The sequence below is a fragment of the Massilia aurea genome (assembly GCF_024753205.1).
Lineage (GTDB): Bacteria > Pseudomonadota > Gammaproteobacteria > Burkholderiales > Burkholderiaceae_D > Telluria > Telluria aurea.
This window is the reverse complement of the sequence record NZ_JANUGZ010000001.1, coordinates 212,250-235,171: the sequence shown is the minus strand read 5'-3', so window position 1 is coordinate 235,171 and position 22,922 is coordinate 212,250. Positions and strand designations below refer to the sequence as shown.

Annotated in this window: 18 protein-coding genes; 8 read left to right on the top strand and 10 right to left on the bottom strand. The window is 65.7% G+C overall.

The window, feature by feature from the left end; all coding sequences use genetic code 11:
- Positions 1 to 137: 137 nt before the first annotated feature.
- The 5 genes from NX775_RS01010 (at position 138) to NX775_RS00990 (ending at position 6,307) form a co-directional block, all read left to right on the top strand.
- Complete coding sequence (locus NX775_RS01010) at positions 138 to 1,097, top strand: chemotaxis protein (protein ID WP_258834290.1); 960 nt, start codon at positions 138 to 140, stop codon at positions 1,095 to 1,097.
- Between the two features lie 50 nt (positions 1,098 to 1,147).
- A complete protein-coding gene (locus tag NX775_RS01005) occupies positions 1,148 to 2,077 on the top strand; it encodes a LysR family transcriptional regulator (protein ID WP_258834289.1) in 930 nt (309 codons plus the stop codon).
- 118 nt (positions 2,078 to 2,195) lie between these two features.
- Positions 2,196 to 3,656 (top strand): efflux transporter outer membrane subunit, encoded by a 1,461-nt coding sequence (locus tag NX775_RS01000; RefSeq protein ID WP_258834288.1) that lies wholly within the window; start codon positions 2,196 to 2,198, stop codon positions 3,654 to 3,656.
- Positions 3,657 to 3,674: 18 nt separating this feature from the next.
- Complete coding sequence (locus NX775_RS00995; protein WP_258834287.1) at positions 3,675 to 4,844, top strand: HlyD family secretion protein; 1,170 nt, start codon at positions 3,675 to 3,677, stop codon at positions 4,842 to 4,844.
- Entirely contained in the window at positions 4,841 to 6,307 is a 1,467-nt protein-coding gene (locus NX775_RS00990) for an MFS transporter (protein WP_258834286.1), read from the top strand. Before NX775_RS00995 ends, NX775_RS00990 begins: the two co-directional genes overlap by 4 nt.
- A gap of 31 nt (positions 6,308 to 6,338) precedes the next feature.
- Here NX775_RS00990 and NX775_RS00985 read toward each other — a convergent pair whose 3' ends face one another.
- From NX775_RS00985 to NX775_RS00975, 3 genes are all read right to left on the bottom strand, one after another.
- A complete protein-coding gene (locus NX775_RS00985) occupies positions 6,339 to 6,803 on the bottom strand; it encodes a hypothetical protein (RefSeq protein WP_258834285.1) in 465 nt (154 codons plus the stop codon).
- 115 nt (positions 6,804 to 6,918) lie between these two features.
- Complete coding sequence (locus NX775_RS00980; protein ID WP_258834284.1) at positions 6,919 to 7,449, bottom strand: cytochrome b; 531 nt, start codon at positions 7,447 to 7,449, stop codon at positions 6,919 to 6,921.
- Positions 7,446 to 8,513 (bottom strand): catalase family peroxidase, encoded by a 1,068-nt coding sequence (locus NX775_RS00975; protein ID WP_258834283.1) that lies wholly within the window; start codon positions 8,511 to 8,513, stop codon positions 7,446 to 7,448. Before NX775_RS00975 ends, NX775_RS00980 begins: the two co-directional genes overlap by 4 nt.
- Positions 8,514 to 8,793: 280 nt before the next feature.
- On the opposite strand from NX775_RS00975, the gene NX775_RS00970 reads away from it, so the two are divergent.
- The 3 genes from NX775_RS00970 to NX775_RS00960 all read left to right on the top strand — a co-directional run bounded on the left by NX775_RS00970 (position 8,794) and on the right by NX775_RS00960 (position 14,269).
- Positions 8,794 to 11,295, top strand: coding sequence for a PAS domain-containing hybrid sensor histidine kinase/response regulator family protein (locus NX775_RS00970; protein ID WP_258834282.1), 2,502 nt, complete (start codon positions 8,794 to 8,796; stop codon positions 11,293 to 11,295).
- Between the two features lie 31 nt (positions 11,296 to 11,326).
- On the top strand, positions 11,327 to 12,772 hold the full coding sequence (locus NX775_RS00965; protein WP_258834281.1) for an NAD-dependent succinate-semialdehyde dehydrogenase: 1,446 nt from the start codon (positions 11,327 to 11,329) through the stop codon (positions 12,770 to 12,772).
- A gap of 153 nt (positions 12,773 to 12,925) precedes the next feature.
- Positions 12,926 to 14,269: an ATP-binding protein gene (locus NX775_RS00960; RefSeq protein ID WP_258834280.1), complete on the top strand. Its 1,344-nt coding sequence runs from the start codon at positions 12,926 to 12,928 to the stop codon at positions 14,267 to 14,269.
- Positions 14,270 to 14,582: 313 nt separating this feature from the next.
- Here NX775_RS00960 and NX775_RS00955 read toward each other — a convergent pair whose 3' ends face one another.
- The 7 genes from NX775_RS00955 to purU all read right to left on the bottom strand — a co-directional run bounded on the left by NX775_RS00955 (position 14,583) and on the right by purU (position 22,835).
- The gene (locus tag NX775_RS00955) at positions 14,583 to 16,085 is read right to left on the bottom strand and encodes a tripartite tricarboxylate transporter permease (protein ID WP_183552632.1); all 1,503 of its coding nucleotides are present in this window, start codon (positions 16,083 to 16,085) and stop codon (positions 14,583 to 14,585) included.
- A gap of 5 nt (positions 16,086 to 16,090) precedes the next feature.
- Positions 16,091 to 16,555, bottom strand: a complete 465-nt coding sequence (locus tag NX775_RS00950) for a tripartite tricarboxylate transporter TctB family protein (protein ID WP_183552630.1) — start codon at positions 16,553 to 16,555, stop codon at positions 16,091 to 16,093.
- Positions 16,556 to 16,754: 199 nt separating this feature from the next.
- Positions 16,755 to 17,729, bottom strand: a complete 975-nt coding sequence (locus tag NX775_RS00945; RefSeq protein WP_258834279.1) for a tripartite tricarboxylate transporter substrate binding protein BugD — start codon at positions 17,727 to 17,729, stop codon at positions 16,755 to 16,757.
- Positions 17,730 to 17,980: 251 nt separating this feature from the next.
- Entirely contained in the window at positions 17,981 to 20,293 is a 2,313-nt protein-coding gene (locus NX775_RS00940; protein WP_258834278.1) for a xanthine dehydrogenase family protein molybdopterin-binding subunit, read from the bottom strand.
- Positions 20,290 to 21,315 (bottom strand): FAD binding domain-containing protein, encoded by a 1,026-nt coding sequence (locus tag NX775_RS00935; protein ID WP_258834277.1) that lies wholly within the window; start codon positions 21,313 to 21,315, stop codon positions 20,290 to 20,292. The genes NX775_RS00940 and NX775_RS00935 overlap by 4 nt, the downstream gene beginning before the upstream one ends.
- Positions 21,312 to 21,836, bottom strand: a complete 525-nt coding sequence (locus NX775_RS00930) for a (2Fe-2S)-binding protein (RefSeq protein WP_258834276.1) — start codon at positions 21,834 to 21,836, stop codon at positions 21,312 to 21,314. Before NX775_RS00930 ends, NX775_RS00935 begins: the two co-directional genes overlap by 4 nt.
- A 105-nt stretch (positions 21,837 to 21,941) precedes the next feature.
- Complete coding sequence (gene purU, locus NX775_RS00925; RefSeq protein WP_258834275.1) at positions 21,942 to 22,835, bottom strand: formyltetrahydrofolate deformylase; 894 nt, start codon at positions 22,833 to 22,835, stop codon at positions 21,942 to 21,944.
- Between the last annotated feature and the right edge of the window lie 87 nt (positions 22,836 to 22,922).

Below are 22,922 nucleotides of genomic sequence, written 5' to 3'. Positions count from 1 at the left end.
CATGAAAGTGTGACAATCCGTGGTTTTTTTGCACCGGCCGACGCTAAATCTGCGGCGCTTTCGGTCTGTAATGACCCAAGGACCTGCAGCCCGTCTACAATGATTTCCGGACAGCATTATTTTTGACAGGATCAGCCATGAAATCGGTACAACAAGAAGTCGATGAGCGCAGCAATCTGACGGGGACGAACAAATTCGAACTGCTGCTGTTTCGCCTCGGTGGCGACGCAGACGGCAATCACAACGAACTGTTCGGGATCAACGTCTTCAAGATACGCGAGATCGTGGCCATGCCCGAAATCACCGCCGTCGCCGGGGCCCCGCAGCACGTGCTGGGCGTGGTCAATCTGCGTGGTCACATCATCCAGGTGCTCGACCTGCCGGGCATCACCGGTGTCACGCCCAAGACGGGCCTGAACATCATGCTGGTGACCGAATTTGCGCGCACCACGCAGGCGTTTGCCGTCGAGAGCGTCGAAGAAATCGTGCGCCTCGACTGGAGCCAGGTCATGACGGCCGAGAACACTGCCGGCACCGGCATGGTCACCAGTATCGCCCGCCTGCCGGAAGCCGAGGGCCAGCCAGCGCGCCTGGCCCAGGTGCTTGACGTGGAAACCATCCTGCGCCGGCTGAACCCTGAGCAGGACCGCCAGGACCTGTCGCAGGCCGTGGGCAACAAGATCTCGATCAAGCCGGGCACCATTATCCTGGCAGCCGACGATTCGGTCGTCGCCCGCGCACTGATCGAACAGGGTCTGGACGCGATGGGTCTGCCATTCATCATGACCAAGAGCGGCAAGGAAGCCTGGGACCAGTTGGGTGCGATTGCTACCGCTGCCGAAGCCGAAGGCCGCACGGTCTACGACCGCGTCGCGATGGTGCTGACCGACCTCGAGATGCCGGAGATGGATGGCTTCACGCTGACCCGCAACATTAAGTCGAGCCAGCGCTTCGGCAACCTGCCGGTGGTGATCCATTCGTCGCTGTCGGGCACCACCAACGAGGAACACGTCAAGAACGTGCGCGCCGACGCCTACGTTGCCAAGTTTTCGGCCGAAGACCTGTCGCGCACACTGCGCAAGGTGCTGGGCGCGTAAGCCAGCGCAGGGGGGATCACGCCGCGCAGGCCCGGTGCTATGATGCGGCCGTGATTCCCGACCTGTCCCAGTTACTGATCCTCGACAGCCTGCTGCGCGAGGGCAGCCTTACCCGCACCGCCGAACTGCTCGGCATGAGCCAGCCCACGGTCAGCCGCGCGCTGGCCCGCTTGCGGTCCCACTTCGACGACCCGCTGTTCGTGCGTACCGGCCAGCGCATGGTCGCGACCACCCGCGCGCTGGCGCTGGCGGGTCCAATCGCGGCCGTGCTCGACGCGGCGCGTGAACTCGACAGCGGTCCCGCTGTCTTCGATCCGCTCACGGCGCAGCGCTCGTTCGGCCTGTACATGGTCGACGGCGCCGTCGTGAACATCCTGCCGCAGTTGCTGGCCGGGCTGGCGCGCCTGGAAGATGGCGCCAGCGGGTTGCAACTGCGCAGCGTGCACATCGACCCCGGCGCGATCGAGGCGCAGCTCGAGCGCGGTCACATCGACCTGGCCATCGGCCGCTTCCCGCAACTGGTCAACAATATTCGCCGGCGCAAGCTCTGGACCGACGAGTACGCGTGCGTGATGCGGGCCGGGCATCCGTGCGCCGGCCAGCTCGATCGCGATGCCTACCTGACGCACCGGCACGTGCTGATCGAGATGGAGCAGACGAGCCAGCACAACGGGGCCGTCACGCGCAAGCTGGAGACGCTGCTCGCGCCGTCGCGCATCCTGTGTCACGTGCCCAGCTACACGTCGGCGGCCCACATCGCGCTGCATACCGACGCCATTGCCACCATTCCGCTGCGCCTGGCCCGGCCGTTGGCGCGCGACCTGGGTCTCGTGCTGGCGCGCCTGCCGATCGACCTGCCGCCCGTGCATCTGGCGCTGTACTGGCACGAGCGCAGCCATCGCGATCCCGCCAATGTCTGGCTGCGCGCGTTCGTGCGTTCCACGCTGACCGCGTCCGACCCCGTCTCCGTGGATATCTGAGCCATCAAATGCATGCAGGTCATGCAGAATCTGCATGACCTGCATGCGTTTGACGGCATGGCCGGCACGGGCCGCGCCGCGTAAGCCTCGGCCTTCCCGAAAAACGCCGAGGCACACCATGCTTCAACCCACACGCACGCCGGGCCGGGGCGCATGCCGCCTGGCCCTGGGCGCTGCGATCCTGTTACTGACTGGCTGCGTGTCGATGGGGCCGCAGCCCACGCCGGCCCGCCTGAATGTCGATGCGGCGGCGCATTCCACGCGCACGCTCTCTGCACAGGCTCTGCCGGCATCTGCACCTGCTTCCTGGCCGGTGCAGGACTGGTGGCGCGCCTACGGCGACCCGCAGCTCGACCAACTGGTCGACGGGGCGCGCGAGGCCAGCCCCACGATTGCTGCCGCACTGGCGCGCGTGCGCCAGGCGGCCGCCCTTGAAGGCCTGGCGGCCGCCGCACTGGCGCCGCAGGCCAGCGCCACGGCGCATTCGGTGCGCCAGCGCTACAGCGACAACGGCAGCGTACCGAAACCCCTTGCAGGCAGCTGGCAGTGGGCGAACGACCTCGGGGTCAGCCTCGGCTACGAACTGGATTTCTGGGGCAAGAACGCGGCTGGCGTGGCCGCCGCTGCGGGACGCGTGAATGCACGCCAGGCCGAAGCACAGGCGGCGCGCCTGGCCGTGGCCGGCGCCGTCGTGCAAGCCTATTTGCAGCTCGACCACCTGTACACGCGGCGCGACCTGGCCGAACAGGAACTGCGCCAGCGTACCCGCATCGCCGACCTGGTGCGCCAGCGCGTGGCGGCGCAACTGGATAGCAAGGCGGAACTTCGGCAGGCCGAGATTGGCGTGCCGTCGGCGCGCGGCGAGATCGCGGCGCTCGACGAAGCGCTGGCGTTGACGCGCGGCCAGCTCGCGGCCCTGAGCGGGCAGGGGCAGGATGCCGGTGCGACGATCGCGCGGCCACGCCTGGCGCCGGCCCGGCCACCGGGCGTACCGGCGGATATACCCGCCGCGCTGCTCGGGCGCCGGCCGGAGCTGGTGGCGCTGCGCTGGCAGGTTGAAGCCGCCAGCGGCGACATCGACGTGGCCAAGGCGCAGTTCTATCCAACCGTGAACCTGACTGTCTCGGGTGGCCTGGCCAGCCTGGGCTTCGACCGGCTGGTGCAGGGTGGCAGCCGCACGTTTGCCGCCGGTCCGCTCGTGACCTTGCCGCTGCTCGACGGCGGGCGCCTGCGCAGCAATCTGTCGGCGCGCAACGCCGACTACGATCTCGCCGTCGCGCAGTACAACGGCGCCGTACTCGAAGCGCTGCGTGACGTAGGTGCGCAACTGACGTCGCTGCGCTGGCTGGGCGAGCGCCGGCGCGAGCAGGACGCGGCGCTTGGCGCGGCCGAAGAAGCCTATGCGCTGGCCGAGCAGCGCTACCGCGCGGGCCTGGGCAACTTCGTGCAGGTCTTGATTGCCGAAACCCAGGTCGTCGCGCAGCGCCGTGGCCAGGCCGAGCTCGCGGCCCGTGCCTACACGCTGGACGTGCATCTCGTGCGCGCGCTGGGCGGGGGCTTTCAGGCCGCCATTCATTGAGAACGTTGGAATCATCCTATGACTGAACAAACGAATCACGCGCCGCAAAGCCGGCGCAAGCTCGCGCTTGGCCTTTGCGCCGCCGTGCTGGCCGCCGCCGCCGGCATTGCCTGGTCCTCGCCCGGGGTGCTGGGCATCGGCTGGAACAGCCAGCAGACCGAAGACGCTTACGTGGAGGGCAATCTGGTGCACGTCACGCCGCAGGTCGCGGGCACCGTCACGCGCATCGCGGCGGACAACACGGATTTCGTGCGGCCGGGCGAGGTGCTGGTCCAGCTCAATGACGTCGACGCCCGGCTGGCGCTGGACCGCGCCGAAGCGGCGCTGGCCAGGTCGGCGCGCCAGGTGCGCTCGCAACTGGCCGGCGTCGGGCAATTGCGCTCAACTGTCGTGCAGCGTGAGTCCGACCTGGCCAGGGCAGAGAGCGATCTGGCGCGCCGCCGTCAGCTGGCCGATACGGGCGCCGTGTCGGGCGAAGACATCCGCCACGCCGACGATGCCGTGGGCGCCGCCCGCGCCGCGTTGAACGCCGCGCGCCAGCAGGTGGATGCGGCGCGCGCGCTGGTCGACGGCACGACGCTCGAGCAGCACCCGGACGTGCTGTCGTCGATTGCCGGCCTGCGCGATGCGTCACTGGGTCTGGCCCGCACGACGCTGGCCGCGCCGGTGGGCGGCATCGTCGCCCGGCGCAATGTGCAGATCGGCCAGCGCGTGGCGCAGGGGGCGCCGCTGATGGCGATCGTCCCGCTCGACCAGATGTGGGTCACGGCCAACCTGAAAGAGACGCAGCTGAAAGACGTGCGGATCGGCCAGCCGGTGGCCGTGACGTCGGACGTGTACGGCGCCGATGTCGTCTTTCATGGCCGCGTGGCCGGTCAGGAAGCCGGTACCGGCAGCGCGTTTGCCGCCGTGCCGGCGCAGAACGCGACCGGCAACTGGATCAAGGTCGTGCAGCGCGTGCCGGTGCGCATCGCGCTCGATGCGCAGGAGCTGGCGCGCCATCCGCTGCGCCTCGGTCTGTCGATGAAGGTCGCGATCGATACCAGCCGCGCCGATGGTCCGAGCCTGATGCAGGCCGGCGCGGTACGCCAATCGTACGAGACGGTCGTGTTCGAGACGGAGTCGCACGGCGCCGACGCAGCGATCCGCCGCGCGCTCGGCGCGCCCGCAGCCGTGGTGGCGCGGTGAACGCAGCCGCCATCGGCGCGACGCCGCGCCCGGCGCTGCTGGGCGCCATCTTCGTGTTCAACCTGATCGAATTTCTGTCGACGGGAATGACGGTGCTGGCGGCGCCCGCGATCATGGGCCATATCGGCGCCTCGCCCGAAGAGTACGCGACGGTCTCGGCGCTCTACGCCGCAGTGGCGGTGCTGGCGATTTCGCAGATGACCGTGCTGCTGCAGCGCCTTGGCTGGCGCAACTACCTGCTGGGCGCCGTGCTGTTCTACCTGCTCGGCGCGTGGGTGTGCGCCACCAGCGCCAGCGTGGCCGGCTTTGCCGGCGGCCGCCTGCTGATGGCGCTGGGCGGCGGCGTATTCATGACGGTCTCGCGCATGATGGTCAACCTGATTCCACCATCGCCACAGCGCCTGCAGGGCATCGCCGCGTATGGTGCCGCGTTGTCGGGCGGGCTGGCGCTCGGGCCCTGGGTGGCCGCCAAGATGCTGGGCCACGAAGCGTGGGGCGGCATGTTCCTGGTGCTGGCCGCGCTGGCAACGCTTGGCGCGCTGATCGCCGCGCGCTGGATGCCGCAGGACGCCGTTACACTCGATCGCGCCTCCGGCGGGTCGCCGTCGCGCATGCACGCCATCGATGCGATGCTGCTGGCGGCCGGCGCGGCCATCACGCTGTACGCGTTGCAGCACCTGACGTATGACTGGCATGGCGAACGCGGCGCGCTGCTGGCGCATCTGGTGTTGGGACTTGCGCTGCTGACCGCGTTCGGGTTGCTGCATGCGCGCCGCAGCGCGCCGTTCCTGTACCTGGGCGTGCTGCGCAGCCCGCGCTATCGCCTGGGCCCCGTCATCTTCAGCGTCTGTTACGCGATGCTCGGCATGGTCAATACGCTGCTGCCGCAGGTGGTGCAGAAGGGTCTTGGCGTCGGACTGGAACAGGCCGGCGAACTGCAGGGAACGGGGTTACTGGCCACGGTCATCGCCTTTTTCGTGATGCTCGAACTGGTCAAGCGGCGCCCGCATCCGACCAAGTTTTTCGTCACCGGCTTTCTGATGCTGGCCTTGCTCGGCTGGCGCTTCGCGACGCTCGACCCGCGCGCGTATGCGTGGGATGCGGTGATCTTCTGGCTTGGCCTGTTCGGCGGCTTTTTGACGCTGGGGATGGCGACGACGGCGATCCACGCGTTCAAGGAGCTACAGGCGGACAATGTGGTGTTCTCGAATGCCCAGCAACTCAAGAACATGCTGGGGCAGGCTGGCCTCGCGCTGGGCGTGGGCATGACCAATATCGGGCTGCAGGAGCGCACGGCGCTGCATGCGTCGCGCCTGGCCGAGAAATCATCAATGCTGGCCGACGGCGGCGCCGAACTGGCACGGCAAGCCGGCCTGCTGGCAGGCCAGGACCTGTTCTGGATTGTGATGTGGGTGGGACTGGGTGGCGCGGCGCTGCTGGTGTTGCAGCGCCGCTTCGACTAGGGACGCAGGACGTGCACTGCGCCCAGGGGGATCAGCGGCGACGCGAAGGACCGGTGAAACGATCGGCCAGGACGGCGGTGACAACCGCTTGCAGCACGTGGATCGCCCAGCGCTCGCCGGCCTTGCGCGGGCCGGCCGCGACTTCGCCTTCGGTGATGCCCAGGACCGGCGCGATGGCGCCGATATTCACGGCGTACAGCGCCGTGCCATACAGCGTGCCGATGGCGGCCGGCGACAGGCTTGGGGCCAGTTCGCGCAGCTTGGGGACGGCGGCGGCAAATGCGGCCGAGGCGCCCAGGTGATTGACGAATTCCACGGCGCTGGTGCCAGCGTCGCCGATGACGGCGCGCGAGCCCGTCACGTCGTCGATCCAGTCGACCGCATCGCGGTCGAGCGTTTTGGTGAGCACACCCGACTTGCGGCCTGCGACCATGACGGCCGTCGTGACCACGCCTGCGATCAAGCCACCCACGATGGCTGCTGTGTATTTTTGCATGAACGTCTCGCTTGAAAAGTGAATCCGCAGCCAGGCGCCCGTGCGCCCGCTGCAGATGGAGTCAATACGATACGTGGCGAGCTCCCCGTGCTCGGTGCGGTGCTGCACCGATAACTCAGTCGCCCTTGGCCATTTGCCCGAACACCTCGTCACGCCGGACCCACGCGTGGTACAGCGCTGCGCCCAGGTGCGCCAGGATGGTGAAGAACAGCACATACGCGAGCACGCCATGCAGCGGACGCAGGAAGCCGTACATCGCGGGGCTGTGCGGCAGGATCGCCGGCAGGTTCACGCCGTCGAACAGCACGATCGGATAGCCGCCGGCCGACAGCATGGCCCAGCCGATCAGCGGCATGGCCAGCATCAGCGCGTACAGCGCCCAGTGCGACGCGGTGGCCGCCCACACCTGGATGCGCGGCAGATCCGCCGGCAGCGGCGGTGGTGCGTTCAGCAGGCGATTCCCGAGGCGCACGATCGCCAGCAGCAGGATCGCCAGGCCCAGCGGGCGGTGCAGGTCGAGCAGGAATTCGCGGTGGCGCAGCGACACCACCATGGCGGCGCCGACGAACAGCATCGCCAGGATCGCGACGGCCATCGACCAGTGCAGTACTCGGGCGAGCAGATTGAAGTGGCGTGGGCGGTTCATCGCACGCTCCCGGTGTGGAGGTTGCCCGTACTGATTTCACGCTCGCGGCGGTTGAACGAGACCGAGTAGATGGACGAACGGGCGTGCAGCACGGGATCGTCGGTGCCTGCAATCCCCTTTGGCAGGATCAGCGGATCGAAGTTCAGATCGAGGCATGGACCGGCGACTTGCGGCTCGGCGCGCACCAGCGTCAGCGTGCCGGCGAGCGTCTCGGGCCGCGTATCGGGCCAGGCTTTGGATGGGTCTTCGATCGGGTCGCCCGGTTCGGCGAACTGCATGACCATGTCCCATTTCAGCGGGCCGGCCGCCAGACGGCGATCGAGATCGGCGGCCAGGAAATCGCGGTCGGCGGTTTTCAGCTGCTCGGGATCGGCCGCCACGAACGGCGTGTGCGGGCGCATCGACCAGCGCACGGCGCGCGTCGCGCCGGCAGCATTTGTCAGGCGAAACGCATTGACGCCGTTAAAGCGCGTGTTGGCCAGGCTGTCAGGCGTCGGCGCACTCTTGGACCACGCCATGAACTTCTTGATTTCCGGATGGGCGGCCAGCACGGCGTCCATTTTGGCCGGATCCGGCTTGCCGGTGGCCGGGTCGGGCAGGCGGGCAGCGTTCAGCGCCTGGAAGGCTTCGGGGGTGGATGCAGCGAAGAACGGGAAGCTGTTCATCGCCATGCGCCATTCCTGGCCGTCATCCGTTTTCAGCTGCAGCGCCATGCCGCGCACGGCCGCTTTGTTGTCGGGCGAATGCGGGTCGTTGCCAGGGCTGGAAAAGCGACCGAGGACGGGCGTCGACGGCTGCGAAAACACGCGCGCCGTGGACAGTTGCGCGGCGGCGGGCGTTGGTGCAAACGTGCCGATGATGCAGATGCCCTTGGCATGCGCACGGCGCACGCCCGGTTGCTGCGTGCCGGAGGCTTCGGCGGTATTGACCATCGTCTGCGGCGTGACGTTCTTGTTGCCGAACCAGCCGCCAATCCAGGCGAAGAGGACGGCCAGCGCGATGATGATCAGCGCGATCGGGAGCAATAACAGCGGGGAGCCGTGGCGGGGCTTGGGCGGTGACATGGGCGGCACTCTCTTGAAAGGGTCTTGGTACATACAGCCGGAAATTCGGTGGCGAATTGTCGCATGATTAACAATTTGATGCGTGCCGTCCCCTGGAGCGCCGTTGCGCGGGCGGTACTGCTGAGCGTGACGGCCCAACGCGAACCGCCAAATTGTGCAAAAATTCCGGAGGTCATTGATGTCGCCTCACACTACATATTTACATGCGCCAACGTAATTACATGCTCGTCAACCGTCGCCCGGTGCCCGTCACCCTGTCACTCGTCACTGAGGAAGGGGCGTGAGCGCGGCGCACGCCGACTTCGCAGCATTCGACTGGAGCGGGACCCCACTGGGTGCACGCGCAGCCTGGCCTGCGGCACTCGAAGCCGTCTTCGGCATGATGCTGGCAACGCCGGTGGCGATGTGCGCCACCTGGGGGCCAGAGCAGACATTGCTCTACAACGCGGCGTACGTGCCGTTTCTCGGCAAACGCCATCCAGGCGCGCTGGGGCGACCATTGCCCGAGGTCTGGTGGGACGTATGGGCCGATATCGGTCCGCTGGTGGTGCGCGTGATGGCTGGCGAAGCGGTGAGTTTCACCGATCTGCCGCTGGTCATGACGCGCAGTGGCTACGAAGAAGAAACCTGGTGGTCGTTTGCGTACAGCCCGCTGCGTGACAACGGCCACATTGCTGGCTTGCTCAATATCGCCACTGAGACAACGGCTGGTGTCATCGCCGCCAGAGAGCGCGATGCGGCGCAGACCCAGCTCATCAAGCGCAATATCGCGCTGGAGCAGGAGATTGTGGCGCGCCGGGAGGCGGCCAGCCGGCTCGCTGCCGTCATCGAGCACCTGCCAGTCGGTATCTGCCTGTTTGACATGGCTGGGCAAGCCATCCTGAACAACCCCGTATTCCGGACCTTTGTCCCCGATTTCTCGCCCGCGCATGGCCTGCAGCGCGCCTGGGAACACTGGCGCGGGTTCGATGCGCAGGGCCGCCTGCTGGCGCCCGACGACTACCCGAGTGCGCGCGCATTGCGGGGCGAGCTCGTCACGCCAGGCGACGAATTTCTGCGACGCGCGGCGGACGGCGCGGAAACCTGGGTCGCTGTCAGCGCCGTGCCGCTGATCGACAGTGCCGGCGCGCAGGCCGGCATCATCCTGGTGTTCGACGACATCGACCAGCGCAAGCGGATATTGCTCGATCTCGAGCGCCAGGTGGCCGAGCGGGCGCAGGATCGCAATGCGCTGTGGACGCTGTCGTCGGACATCATGCTGCGCTGTACGTTCGACGGCGTGATCACGGCGTCCAATCCGGCCTGGTCGTCCGTGCTGGGCTGGCGCGAGCACGAGTTGGTCGGATCGAATCTGTTCGACCTGATTCATCCGGACGATATCGCGCATACGATTGCCGGTGCGCGCGAGTTGGCGGAGGGGCTTGGCCATCAACGGTTCGACAACCGCTACCGCCATCGGGATGGCAGTTATCGCTGGATCTCGTGGTCCACGCGTGCGCACGACGCGATGATCAATGCGGTGGGCCGCGACATCACGCGCGACCAGGAGCAACTGGCCGAACTCGAGGCGATGCAGAATGCCCTGCGCCAGAGCCAGAAGATGGAAGCGGTGGGCCAACTGACCGGCGGCCTGGCGCACGATTTCAACAACCTGCTGGCTGGTATTTCCGGCGCCCTGCAGCTGATGCAGATGCGCATGCAGCAGGGGCGCTTCAATGAGTTCGACCGCTATATTGCGACGGCGCTGGGCGCGTCCAAGCGGGCCGCGGCCCTGACCCACCGCCTGCTCGCGTTCTCGCGCCAGCAAACCTTGATGCCCAAGCCGACGAACGTGAACCGGCTCGTCACCGACATGCAGGAGCTGGTCCAGCGCACGGTGGGGCCGGCTGTGCGGATCGAGGTGGTGTGCGTTGCCGATGCGTGGCCGGCGCTGGTCGATGCGTCTCAGCTCGAAAATGCGCTGCTGAACCTGTGCATCAATGCGCGCGACGCCATGCCCGACGGTGGCGCCATCACGGTCGAAACGGCCAACAAGTGGATCGACGAACGCGTCGCGCGCCAGCAGAATATGGCGCAGGGCCAGTACCTGGCCTTGTCCGTCAGCGATACCGGTGTGGGCATGGCGCCGGACGTCGTGGCGCGCGCGTTCGAGCCGTTCTTTACGACCAAGCCGATTGGCCAGGGGACGGGCCTCGGGCTGTCGATGATTTATGGGTTTGCCCAGCAATCGGGCGGCCAGGTGCGGATCTATTCCGAAGTGGGGCAGGGAACGACCGTGAGCATCTATCTGCCGCGGCATTACGGCGCTGGCGCTGCTGACCTGGAACCCGACGTCGCGGCGCCGACCGCGCTGACGCAGTCGGGGCAGGTGGCCACGGTGCTGGTCGTCGACGATGAGCCGACCGTGCGCATGCTGGTTATCGACATCTTGCAGGATCTCGGCTTCGGCTGGATCGAGGCCGCCGACAGCGCGACGGGTCTCAAGATGCTGCAATCGGATGCGCGGATCGACCTGCTGGTCACGGACGTGGGGCTGCCCGGCGGCATGAACGGACGCCAGATGGCCGACGCCGGGCGCGCAGTGCGGCCCGGGCTGCAGGTCTTGTTCATCACCGGCTACGCGGAGAATGCGGTGCTCAATAATGGCTACCTCGACCCGGGAATGGCGGTGCTCACCAAGCCGTTTTCGATGGACGCGATGGCCGCGCGCATCCGTTCGATGGCCGAAGCTGGCGCCGTCGAAGCGGTGGGGTCCGCTGCAGGGAGTCGCCATCCACGGTAAGATTGTCGTCCTTACCACAGGACCACTTACCATGACGACTTCCAGCTACCCCGATACCCGTCTCCTCATCGCCAACGAATGGCACGACGCCAGCGGCGGCAAGACCATCCCGGTAATCAATCCGGCCACCGGCCAGCCGATCGGCAAGGTTGCCCACGCCAGTATCGCCGACCTCGATCGCGCGCTGGCCGCTGCCCAGAAGGGCTTCGAGACCTGGCGCGCCGTGCCCGCCGCCGAACGCGCCGCGATCATGCGCCGCGCCGCGACGCTGCTGCGCGAGCGCGCCGGCGACATCGCGCGCCTGCTGACGCAGGAACAGGGCAAACCGCTGGCCGAAGCCAAGGGCGAGGCACTGGCCGGCGCCGAGATCATCGACTGGTTCGCGGCCGAGGGCATGCGCGTATATGGCCGCATCGTCCCGTCGCGCAATCCGGCCGCGCAGCAGCTCGTGCTGAAGGAGCCGGTCGGGCCGGTCGCCGCGTTCACGCCGTGGAACTTCCCGATCAACCAGATCGTGCGCAAACTCGCGGCAGCGCTCACCACCGGCTGCTCGTTCCTGTGCAAGGCACCGGAAGAAACGCCAGCTTCGCCAGCAGCGCTGCTGCAGTGCTTCGTCGATGCCGGCCTGCCGCCGGGCGTCGTCGGCCTGGTGTTTGGCGACCCGGCCGAGATTTCGGGCTACCTGATTCCGAGCCCGATCATCCGCAAGGTGACGTTCACCGGCTCGACGCCGGTGGGCAAGCAACTGGCCTCACTGGCCGGCGCGCACATGAAACGCGCGACGATGGAGCTGGGTGGCCATGCGCCGGTCATCATCGCCGAGGATGCCGACGTGGCGCTGGCCGTCAAGGCGGCCGGTGCGGCCAAGTTCCGCAATGCCGGCCAGGTGTGCATTTCGCCGACCCGCTTCCTCGTGCATAACGCCGTCAAGGCCGAGTTCACGCGCGCACTCGTGCAACACGCCGAAAGCCTCAAGCTGGGCGACGGCATGGCCGATGGCACGACGCTCGGGCCGCTGGCCAACGCGCGCCGTCTGGATGCGATGGCCAAGGTGGTCGACGATGCGCGCACTCGCGGCGCCACAGTGGCAACGGGCGGTGAACGCGTGGGCACCAGCGGCAACTTCTTCGCGCCGACCATCCTGGCCGACGTGCCACTGGACGCCAGCATGTTCAACGACGAGCCGTTCGGCCCGATCGCCGGCATCCGCGGCTTCGACAGCCTGGAAGACATGATCGCCGAAGCCAATCGCCTGCCGTATGGCCTGGCCGGCTATGCATTCACGCGCTCGATCAAGAACGCGCAGTTGCTGATGAATCGCGTCGAAGTGGGCATGTTGTGGATTAACCAGCCAGCTACGCCAAGCGCCGAGCTGCCATTTGGCGGCATCAAGGATTCGGGCTACGGCTCGGAAGGCGGCCCGGAGGCGCTGGAATCGTATCTCAATACGAAGGCCGTCTCGATGGTGGGCGTGTAATTGGCAGTGTCGCGTTGGCGCGAGATCGCGTGTAACAATTTGTAGGACAATGCGCCATGGTGGCGGGGTATAATTCGGCCCGCCACCGGCCTCTGCACTCTTCAGATGCCACTTATCTCTGTAGAGTGACACCATGATCTTTCCCCAGCGCGCATGACGCAGGCCATCCTGACGCTCAATGTCGATACCGAATTCGATGTGATCGCCGCGCGCCAGCGTGCGCGCCAGATTGCGGGCGCCTGCGGGTTCGGCTCGGTCGACCAGGCGCGTATCGGCACGACCGTGTCCGAACTGGCGCGCAATATCATCAACTATGCCGGCGCCGGTTCGGTCTCGTTCGTGGCGGAAGGCGCGGTGGCGCCACAGCATCTGTGCATCACGTTTGCCGACCGTGGACCCGGCATCGCCGATGTCGGGCACGTCCTGTCGGGCGCTTACCGGTCGACATCGGGCATGGGCGTTGGCATCCTGTCAGCGCGCCGGCTGATGGACCAGTTCGACATCGCCAGCGGGCCATCCGGTACCCGGATTACGGTCGGCAAACGCTTTCCTGCCAATACGGGTTTCATCAGCGCCGACGGCTTCAGCCCGCTCGTCGCGCAATTTGAAACGCTGCCCAATCACGCGGCCTTGTCGGAAGCGCGGCACCAGAACCGCGAACTGGCCGACGCGCTCGGCGCGCTACAGGCGCGGCAGGAAGAACTGCAACTCGTCTCGACCCGCCTGGAAGAGCGCAACCGCAATATCGAAGCCCTGAATGACCTGCTGGACGACAAGGCTGCCGCGCTGCAGAAAGCCGATCGCAGCAAGGACGAATTTCTCGCCACGCTGAGCCACGAACTGCGCGGGCCGCTGTCGGCGGCCGCCATGGCGGCAAGCATGCTGCTGCCCGAGGGTGTCACGTCGCAGCGCGCCAACCAGATGGGGGAACTGATCCGGCGCCAGGTCACGCACATGAGCCGGCTGGTCGAGGATCTGCTGGACGTCTCGCGCGTGAGCCGCGGCCTGGTACAACTGGAAAAAGCGCCGGTCGAACTAGCCGACGTCATCGCCGCCGCGCTCGAGCAGGTGCAGTCGGCCGCAAGCCAGAAGCGGCACCGCATCGAGCAGGCAACGGGCGTGCCCAGCCTGCTGGTGCTGGGCGACCGCACGCGCCTGATCCAGGTCGTGAGCAATCTCCTGACCAACGCGATTCGCTACACGGACAGCGGCGGCATCATCCACGTCTTTCTTGAAAAACGGGGCACGATGGCAGCGCTGCGGGTCACCGACAACGGCATGGGCATCGCGCCCGACCTGATGCCGCGTCTGTTCGACCTCTACGTTCAGGCCGAACGTTCAACCGACCGCACCGGCGGCGGCCTCGGCCTGGGCCTGGCCCTCGTCAAGAACCTGGTCGAAGCCCACGACGGCACCGTCACCGCCCACAGCCCCGGCAACGGCCACGGCAGCACCTTCACCGTCCTCCTCCCCCTGCATACCGAACGCCGCGAGTAACCGCCTGGCCCAGCCCGATCCGACCCTCCAATTAGGGTCAGAGTCGAATTATTGACCAATAAATCTCCATCCATGGCCTGTTTGCAATGCCCTCAGGCAGCATGCCGCGCGGCCATTGCTTTCCAATTGGGGTCGGAGTCAGATTGTTTGACAACATTGAGGAATTGCCCAATAAGTCGACTCTGACCCTAATTGTTCAGTATCTGGTGGCTGGCGTGGGGGCGCTTTCTCAGGCGTAAACGGCGACCGCCCGGGCCGGCTTGGGGCCGGCGCCGGGCGGCGCGGGTGGTGCGAGTTGACGCTGGCTTGGGCCTTAGTCTTCCTGGAAGGCTTCTTCGCGTTTCTTGCGCAGCGATGGCAGCAGCACGACGATCATCGCGGCAGCGGCCAGGCCCAGCATGACGCCCGAGATCGGGCGCTCGATGAATACCATTGGATCGGCGCGCGAGAGCAGCAGGGCGCGGCGCAGGTACTCTTCCATCATCGGACCGATGATAAAGCCGAGCAGCATCGGCGCGGGCTCCAGTTCGAGCTTGGCGCACAGGTAGCCCAGCAGACCGAACAGCGCCATCAGGTACACGTCGAAGGTGCTGTTGTTCAGGCTGAACACGCCGATCGCGCAGAACATCAGGATGGCCGGATACAGCATCTGGTACGGCACCATGATCATGCGCACCCAGATACCGATCATCGGCAGGTTCAGCACGACGAGGAACAGGTTACCCACCCACATCGAGACGATCAGGCCCCAGAACAGGCCAGGCTGTTCGGTCATCACGGCTGGACCAGGCTGGATGCCCTGGATGATCATTGCGCCGATCATCAGCGCCATCACCGGATTCGACGGAATGCCCAGCGTCAGCATCGGGATGAACGAGGTCTGCGCGCCGGCGTTGTTCGCCGCTTCCGGCGCCGCAACACCTTCGATGGCGCCCTTGCCGAAGTTGGCCGAGTTCTTCGACACTTTCTTCTCGAGCGAGTACGACGCGAACGAGGCCAGCATGGCGCCACCGCCCGGCAGGATGCCCAGCAGCGAGCCCAGGCCCGTGCCGCGGATGACCGGCCACATGATGCGCTTGAAGTCTTCCTTGTTGAGCATCAGCCCGGTGACTTTCTTCATCACCAGATTGCGGTCTTCGTTGTGCTCGAGATTGCGGATGATTTCGCCAATACCGAACATGCCCATCGCGACGATGACGAAGTTGATGCCGTCAGCCAGTTCCGGCATGTCGAAGGTGTAGCGCGCCGAACCCGAGTTGACGTCGGTACCGACCACGCCCAGCAACAGGCCGAGCAGCACCATGCCGATGGCCTTGAGCAGCGAACCACTGGCCAGCACGACCGAGGCCACCAGGCCCAGCACCATCAGCGAGAAGTATTCGGCCGGGCCGAATTCAAGCGCCAGGTCGGCCAGCGGTGGCGCGGCCACTGCCAGCAGGATCGTGGCGACGGTACCGGCGAAGAACGACGAGATTGCCGCGGTGGCCAGCGCCTTGCCGGCCTGGCCGTTGCGGGCCATCTGGTAGCCGTCCAGTGCCGTCACCACCGACGATGATTCGCCCGGCAGATTGACCAGGATGGCGGTGGTCGAGCCACCGTATTGCGCGCCGTAATAGATGCCGGCCAGCATGATCAGCGCCGACTCCGGCGGCAGGCCGAACGTGGCCGGCAGCAGCATCGCGATGGTGGCGATCGGGCCCAGGCCCGGCAGGACGCCCACTGCAGTGCCGACGAACACGCCGACCAGGCAGTAGAACAGGTTTTGCATGGACAGGGCCGTCTCGAGGCCCAGTGCGAGGTTACTGAAAAGTTCCATATGATTTAATTCCCACCGAGCCAAGGGCCAATGATCGGCATCGGCAAGCCAAGCAGCTTGACGAACAGTCCAACTGCGAACAACGTCATGCCCACGGCCAGCGCGAGTGACTTCTTCAATTCGAATTTATCGCTGGCGTACGAGCTGATCAGGATCAGCAGGAAGCCTGCAGGCACCAGGCCGGCATTGCGCACGAGGAAGCCGAACAGCAGCACGGCGACCAGTACGATGGTCAGCTCGCGATAATAGATGCGGCCGATTGCCTCACCCGGACGGAAGAACGAGCGCACGAACGACGCCAGGCCGACGAGCGACAGCAGGATGCCCAGCGCGATCGGGAAGTAGGCCGGACCCATGCGGCCGGCACTACCCAGCTCATACTCCTGGCCGATGATCACGGCGCTCAGACCGAAGATGAGAAAGACAATGCCGCTCCAAAAGTCTTTCGGATGGCGGATAAATGCTGGCACGGTGGTGGTCCCCTTTATTGTGGTGCAGATGCGGTGATGCAGATGCAGTGGTTCGAAAAGCGTGAATGCGGATCACTGATGCAGCCCCGCGCAACGACGATGACAACGACGATGACAACGACGGCGGCCGGGCTCCGGATGCGACAACGCCGCACCGCAGCCGGACAGGCCGGCGCGGCGCGAAGTCGTCAACAGGGAATCAGTCGGCGAAGGCGCCGGCTTTCTTGATGATCGGACCCCACAGGTCGATCTGCTGCTTCAGGTGCGTGCGCAGCGCTTCCGGCGTGGCTTGATTGGCCGGGACCGGCTCGGTGCCCAGGTCGGCGAAGCGCTTGACCACGTTCGGATCGCGCAGTGCAGTGCGCAGGGCGCCCGACAACGCGTCGACGGTTGGCTTCGGCGTGCCTTTTGGCGCGTACAGGCCGTGCCAGACACCGACTTCAAAGCCTGGCAGACCAGCCTTGTCCAGCGTCGGCAGGTTCGGCAGCGAGGCGACCGGGGTCTTGGTTGTCACGCCGTAGGCCTTGATCTTGCCGCCCTTGATCTGGCTGGTGGTGTTGGTGGTCTGGTCGCACATGAAGTCGACCTGACCGCCCAGCAAGTCATTCATCGCCGGACCGGTGCCCTTGTACGGCACGGTGGTCAGCTCGACGCCCATCGCGGTCTGCAGCAGCATGCCGCACAGGTGCGAAGCCGAACCCAGGCCGGCGTGTGCGTAGGTGACCTTGTCCTTGTTGGCTTTCACATACGTGATCAGCTCTTTCATGTCCTTTGCCGGGAAGTTCGCCTTGGCGACGACGGTCATCGGCACATCGGTGATCAGGCCGATCGGTTCGAAGCTGGTGATCGCGTCGTACGGCAGCTTGCGGTACAGGGCTGGCGCGGTCGACTGGCCGATGTGGTGCAGGAACAGCGTATAGCCGTCGGGTGCGGCCTTGGCAGCGCGCGCGGCGCCGATGGTGCCGCCGGCGCCGCCGACGTTTTCAACGATGATCTGCTGCTTGAGCGTGTTGCCCATCGACTGCGCGACAAGGCGCGCGACGGTGTCGGTCGGGCCGCCGGCCGCGAACGGCACGATCATGGTGATGGGCTTGGTCGGGTAGGCTTGGGCCTGGGCCAGGCCCGTGCCGAAAGCGGTCAGGCAGGCGGCTGCGCACAGCATCTTGAGCTTCATGGTGTCGTCCTCGTATCTCGTTCTTGGTTTGGTTTGGCAACCGGCACTATGACTGTGCCGTGCTCCCTTGTGGCGTTGTCTTACGCACCATATGTTTTACCAGCAAACATATTGTTGTGCAACTACGTGGAAATACGTATGTGGTTTGCATGACGCTATTTTCGGCAAGAACGAATGGGCCAAAAACACCCATCCGAAAACAAAAAACGCCATCCGAAGATGGCGTTTCTGGTCGCTGCAGCGCCGTACTATCAGACCGGCGGCTGCACCGGGAGTTCCCGATCCCCAAGCAGCAACTTCGCCGGCGTCATCGGTGTCGTGCGCAGGCGCGTACCGGTGGCATGGAAGATGGCGTTCGAAACCGCCGCCGCCACGCCCACGATGCCGATCTCGCCCACACCCTTGGCGCCCAGTTGCTTGCTGACGATGCGGTCGTCTTCTTCCACAAAGATCACGTCGATGTCGTGGATGTCGGCATTGGCCGCCACGTGGTACTCGGCGAAATTGTGGTTCATGAATCGCCCGTACTTGTGATCGGTATGGGTTTCTTCATGCAGTGCCTGGCTGATGCCCCAGACGACCGCGCCGCTGATCTGGCTGGCTGCCGTCTTGGCGCTGATGATGCGGCCGGCGGCAATCGCGCTAACCACGCGCGTGACGCGCACCATGCCCAGCTTTTCGTTCACGCGCACTTCGCAGAACACGGCCGAGTGCACGGCGCGCGCGTACTTGCGCTGCTTGAGCATCTGCGGCGTCATGAAGTATTTCTCTTCGACCTGATCGACGCCCGCATTGGCCAGCACCTGTGTGAGTTCCACGCGGCGCGACGGGTCCGTTTTCAGGAAGATCGCGCCGTCGCCAAATTCGACGTCGCGCAGGCGCGCCTTGGCCAGCGGTGAATCGGCCATTTTCGTTGCCATCTTGAGCACCGACTTCTTGAGCTTTTCGCAGGCGCCGAACACGCCCGAGCCCACGGTGGTCACGTGCGACGAGCCGCCCTCGATCGGCGCCATCGGCAGCGTCGAGTCACCCAGCTGGAACGTCACCAGTTCCATCGGCAAGCCCATGGCCTCGGCCGCAATCATCGACATCACGGTATAGGTACCGGTGCCGATATCCGTGGCCGCACTGCTTACGACCAGGCGGCCGTTGCTGTGCAAGACGGCGCTGACGCGCGCGACCATCACCATCGCATCCCAGATGCCGGTTGCCATGCCCCAGCCCACCAGCTCGTCGCCGTCCTGCATCGAGCGCGGCTCGATCGGGCGCTTTTCCCAGCCGAAGCGCTCGGCGCCCTGGCGGTAGCACTCGCGCAGTTCCTTGCTCGAGAACGGCTTGTCCTCGATCGGCGAGATCTCGGTGTAGTTTTTCAGGCGCAGCGCCAGCGGATCCATTTTCAATTCATAGGCCAGCTCGTCCATCGCCACTTCCATGGCGTGCACGCCGTGGGCAGCGCCCGGGGCGCGCATGTCCAGCGGCGTGAAGCGGTCGTTCGCAACCACCTGGTAGCCAAGCTTGATGTCAGTGCACGCATACAGCTGACCCGACCAGTTCACGATCACTTCGACGTAATCCTCAAGGCGCGAGGTTTCCTGGATCGCTTCGTGCCAGATCGCCTTGAGAGTGCCGTCCGGCGCGGCGCCCAGACGAATGCGGTGCCAGGTTTCCGGACGGTGGCCGAAGCTGAACATCTGCTGGCGCGTCAGCACGACACGCACCGAACGCTCCAGCTGCAGCGCGCCCATCACGGCCAGCGGCAGCTGGTATTGCGGGCGCAGGCCGGAACCGAAGGCGCCGCCCACGTACGGGTTGCGCACGGTGACTTCGTCGCTCGACAGGCCGAAGCCGTGCGAGACATACCAGCGGCTGTTCTGCGAGCTTTGCGTCTTGTCGTAGATGGTCAGGTGGCCGTTTTCAGCGCGAATCACGGTCGAGGCGAACATCTCCATCGGATTGTGGTGCTCGACGCCGTTGTAGTACTGCGAGTCGACCCGTACCTCGGCCGCCTCGAATGCCTTTTCACCGTCGCCGATCGAGCTTGGCGGCACGAAACCGGCCTTCATCTTGCGCGGTTCGTACGCCTGGTCGAGGCTTTCCAGCAGATTGGTTTCGTGCGCATCGACATCGTAATGCACGCGCACCAGCGATGCGGCGTAGCGCGCCGCTTCAAAGGTTTCGGCCAGCACCAGCGCCACCGGCTGGCCACTGTAGAAAATCTCGTCCGAGAACAGGGGACGGAACGGCGAGCCGGCCGGGGCCGTCATGTCTTTCCAGGCCAGGTCGAACGAGCGCATCTTGGGACGGTTCTCGTGCGTCATCACGGAAAGCACGCCCGCAACGGCCAGCGCCTCGGCCGTATCGATGCTGGTGATGCGGCCCTTGGCCACGGTGCCGCTCACGACCACGCCGTACGCCAGGTCGGGGGCAAAGTATTCGGCCGCGTACTGCGCTTCGCCGGTGACCTTGGCGCGGCCATCGATGCGCGAGACCGCCATGCCGCTTTTCACGCGGCCGGTGCCGGCCGGCGCGCTTGGCGCGCGCAGTTCAGGAATCAGGTCGGTCATGCTTGTTCTCCTTGTGCATCGAGTCCGCGCGCGTGGTCGGTGCCACGCGCGGCGGTGGTCAAGGCTTGCACGATGGCGTTGCGCGCCAGCGGCAGCTTGAAGTCGTTTTGGCCAAAGCCCTGGGCGCCTTGCAGGATGGTCTCGGCGGCCTGCAGGAAGGCCGCTTCGCCAACCGCCTGGCCGACGAGCGCTTCTTCAGCCGCTTCGACACGCCATGGCTTGTGGGCCACGCCGCCGAGCGCGATGCGCGCAGCGCGTATCGTGCCGTCGGCATCGAGGTCCAGCGCAGCAGCCACCGACACCAGCGCAAACGCGTACGACAGGCGGTCACGCACCTTGATGTAGGCGCTGTGGTCGATGAAGCGGTCAGCCTCGGGCACGGTGATGTGGGTGATCATCTCGCCTGGCTGCAGCGTGTTGTCGATCTGGGGCGTATCGCCCGGCAGGCGGTGGAAGTCGGCGAACGGGATCTCGCGCGCGCCGCTCATCGAGCGCACGTGCACCGTCGCGTCGAGTGCGCGCAAGGCGACGCACATGTCCGACGGGTGGGTAGCGATGCAGCTTTCACTGGTGCCCAGGATTGCCAGCTGGCGGTTCAGGCCTTCGCGCGCAGGACAGCCGGTGCCGGGTTCGCGCTTGTTGCAGGCGGTGCCGACGTCATAGAAGTAGACGCAGCGGGTGCGCTGCATCAGGTTGCCGCCGTTGGACGCCATATTGCGCAGTTGCGGCGAGGCGCCGGCCAGGATTGCCGTGGACAGCAGCGGGTAGCGCTCGCGCACGACCGGGTGGTAGGCGGTATCAGCGTTGCGGGCGAGGGCGCCAAGCAGCAGGCCGCCGTCTTTTTCTTCGACCTGGTCCAGGCCGAGGTTGTTGATATCGACCAGGCGTGACGGCTTCATCACGCTTTCCTTCATCAGGTCGAGCAGATTGGTGCCGCCGGCGATCGGGCGGGTGTCAGGGTCGAGCAGGGCGGCCAGCGCCGCATCGACGTCCGTGGCTTGGGTAAAGGCGAACGGGTTCATGACAGCACCGCCCCGGTCGTGAAGCCTTCGGTGGTTTTTTTGGTGTCGCGCATGTCGAGAACTTTAATGACCGCATCGGCGATCTGCGGGTACGCCCCGCAGCGGCACAGGTTGCCGCTCATGAGTTCACGCACGTCGTCGCGCGAGGTGGCCTGGCCTTCGTTGATCAGGCCCACGGCCGAACACAGCTGGCCCGGCGTACAGTAGCCGCACTGGAACGCGTCGCAGTCGATGAATGCCTGCTGCAGCGGGTGCAGGTCTTCGCCGGTGGCCAGGCCTTCGACGGTAGTGATCTCGCGGCCGTCCTGCATGACGGCCAGCGTCAGGCACGAGTTGATCCGTTTGCCGTCCACGAGCACGGTGCAGGCGCCGCACTGGCCCTGGTCGCAACCCTTCTTGGTGCCGGTCATGCCTGCGCGCTCGCGCAGCAGGTCAAGCAGCGTTACCCACGATTCGACGTTGAATTCCCGGTCCTGGCCGTTGATGCGCAGGCGCACCGGATGCTGCTGTTGATGTTCCATGTTCTTCCCCTCTGTGAGAAGGTATGAACATAACGTCCTGTTACATTTGCGACGGTTAGATAGCGCACCTACATTAAGTATAAGTCAACATTGTTATCACTGTCATTACGGTCCGCGGAACACGACGGTCTTGTTGCCGTCCACGAACACACGGCGCTCGATGTGGAACTTGACCGCCGTGGCCAGCGCCAGGCATTCATTGTCGCGCCCTACGCGGGTGAGCTGATCGACCCGGTAGTTGTGGTCCACGCGCGTGAGCACCTGTTCGATGATCGGGCCTTCGTCCAGATCCGGCGTGGCATAGTGGGCCGTTGCGCCGATCAGCTTGACGCCCCGGTCGAACGCCTGCTGATAGGGCTTGGCGCCCTTGAACCCAGGCAAAAACGAGTGGTGGATATTGATGCACTTGCCGGCCAGGCGGCGCGCCAGCCCATCCGACAGGATCTGCATATAGCGCGCCAGGACCACGAGTTCGGAGTCGGTCTCGTCGACGATTTCCAGCAGGCGCGCCTCTTGCTGCGCCTTGTTGTCCTTGGTGACCGGCAGGAAGATGAAGCGGATGCCTTCGCGCTCGACCATCGGACGCAGGTCGAGGTGGTTCGAGACCACGGCCGTGATCGACAGATTGAGTTCGCCCGTGCGGCGACGGTACAGCAGGTCGTCCAGGCAGTGATCGGTCTTCGAGACCATGATCACGGTGCGCACCGGGTCGAGCGGGTCGTAGATTTTCCAGCCCATGTCCAGGCGCGTGGCGACCATGCTGTCGAATTCGGTGCGGATGGCGTCGATGGCCGGCGACTTGTCCTGCTGGCGGAATACGGCGCGCATGAAGAAGCGTGCAGTTGAATCGTCGTCGAACTGTTCCAGCGCGCAGATATAGCAATCGCGTTCGGCCAGGAAGGTCGCAACGGCCGCGACAATGCCGATGCCGGCCGGGCAGCTGGCGTGGAGAATGTATTCGGGGCGGGTTGACGGCGTGGCTTCGCTGGTGCTGCGCATGCTGGTTCCTGTCGGTGATGAGTCGATGTTGTCAAGACAGCTAGAATGCGCGATGCCAGGACGGGCGTCAAGCGCATGCTACGATGC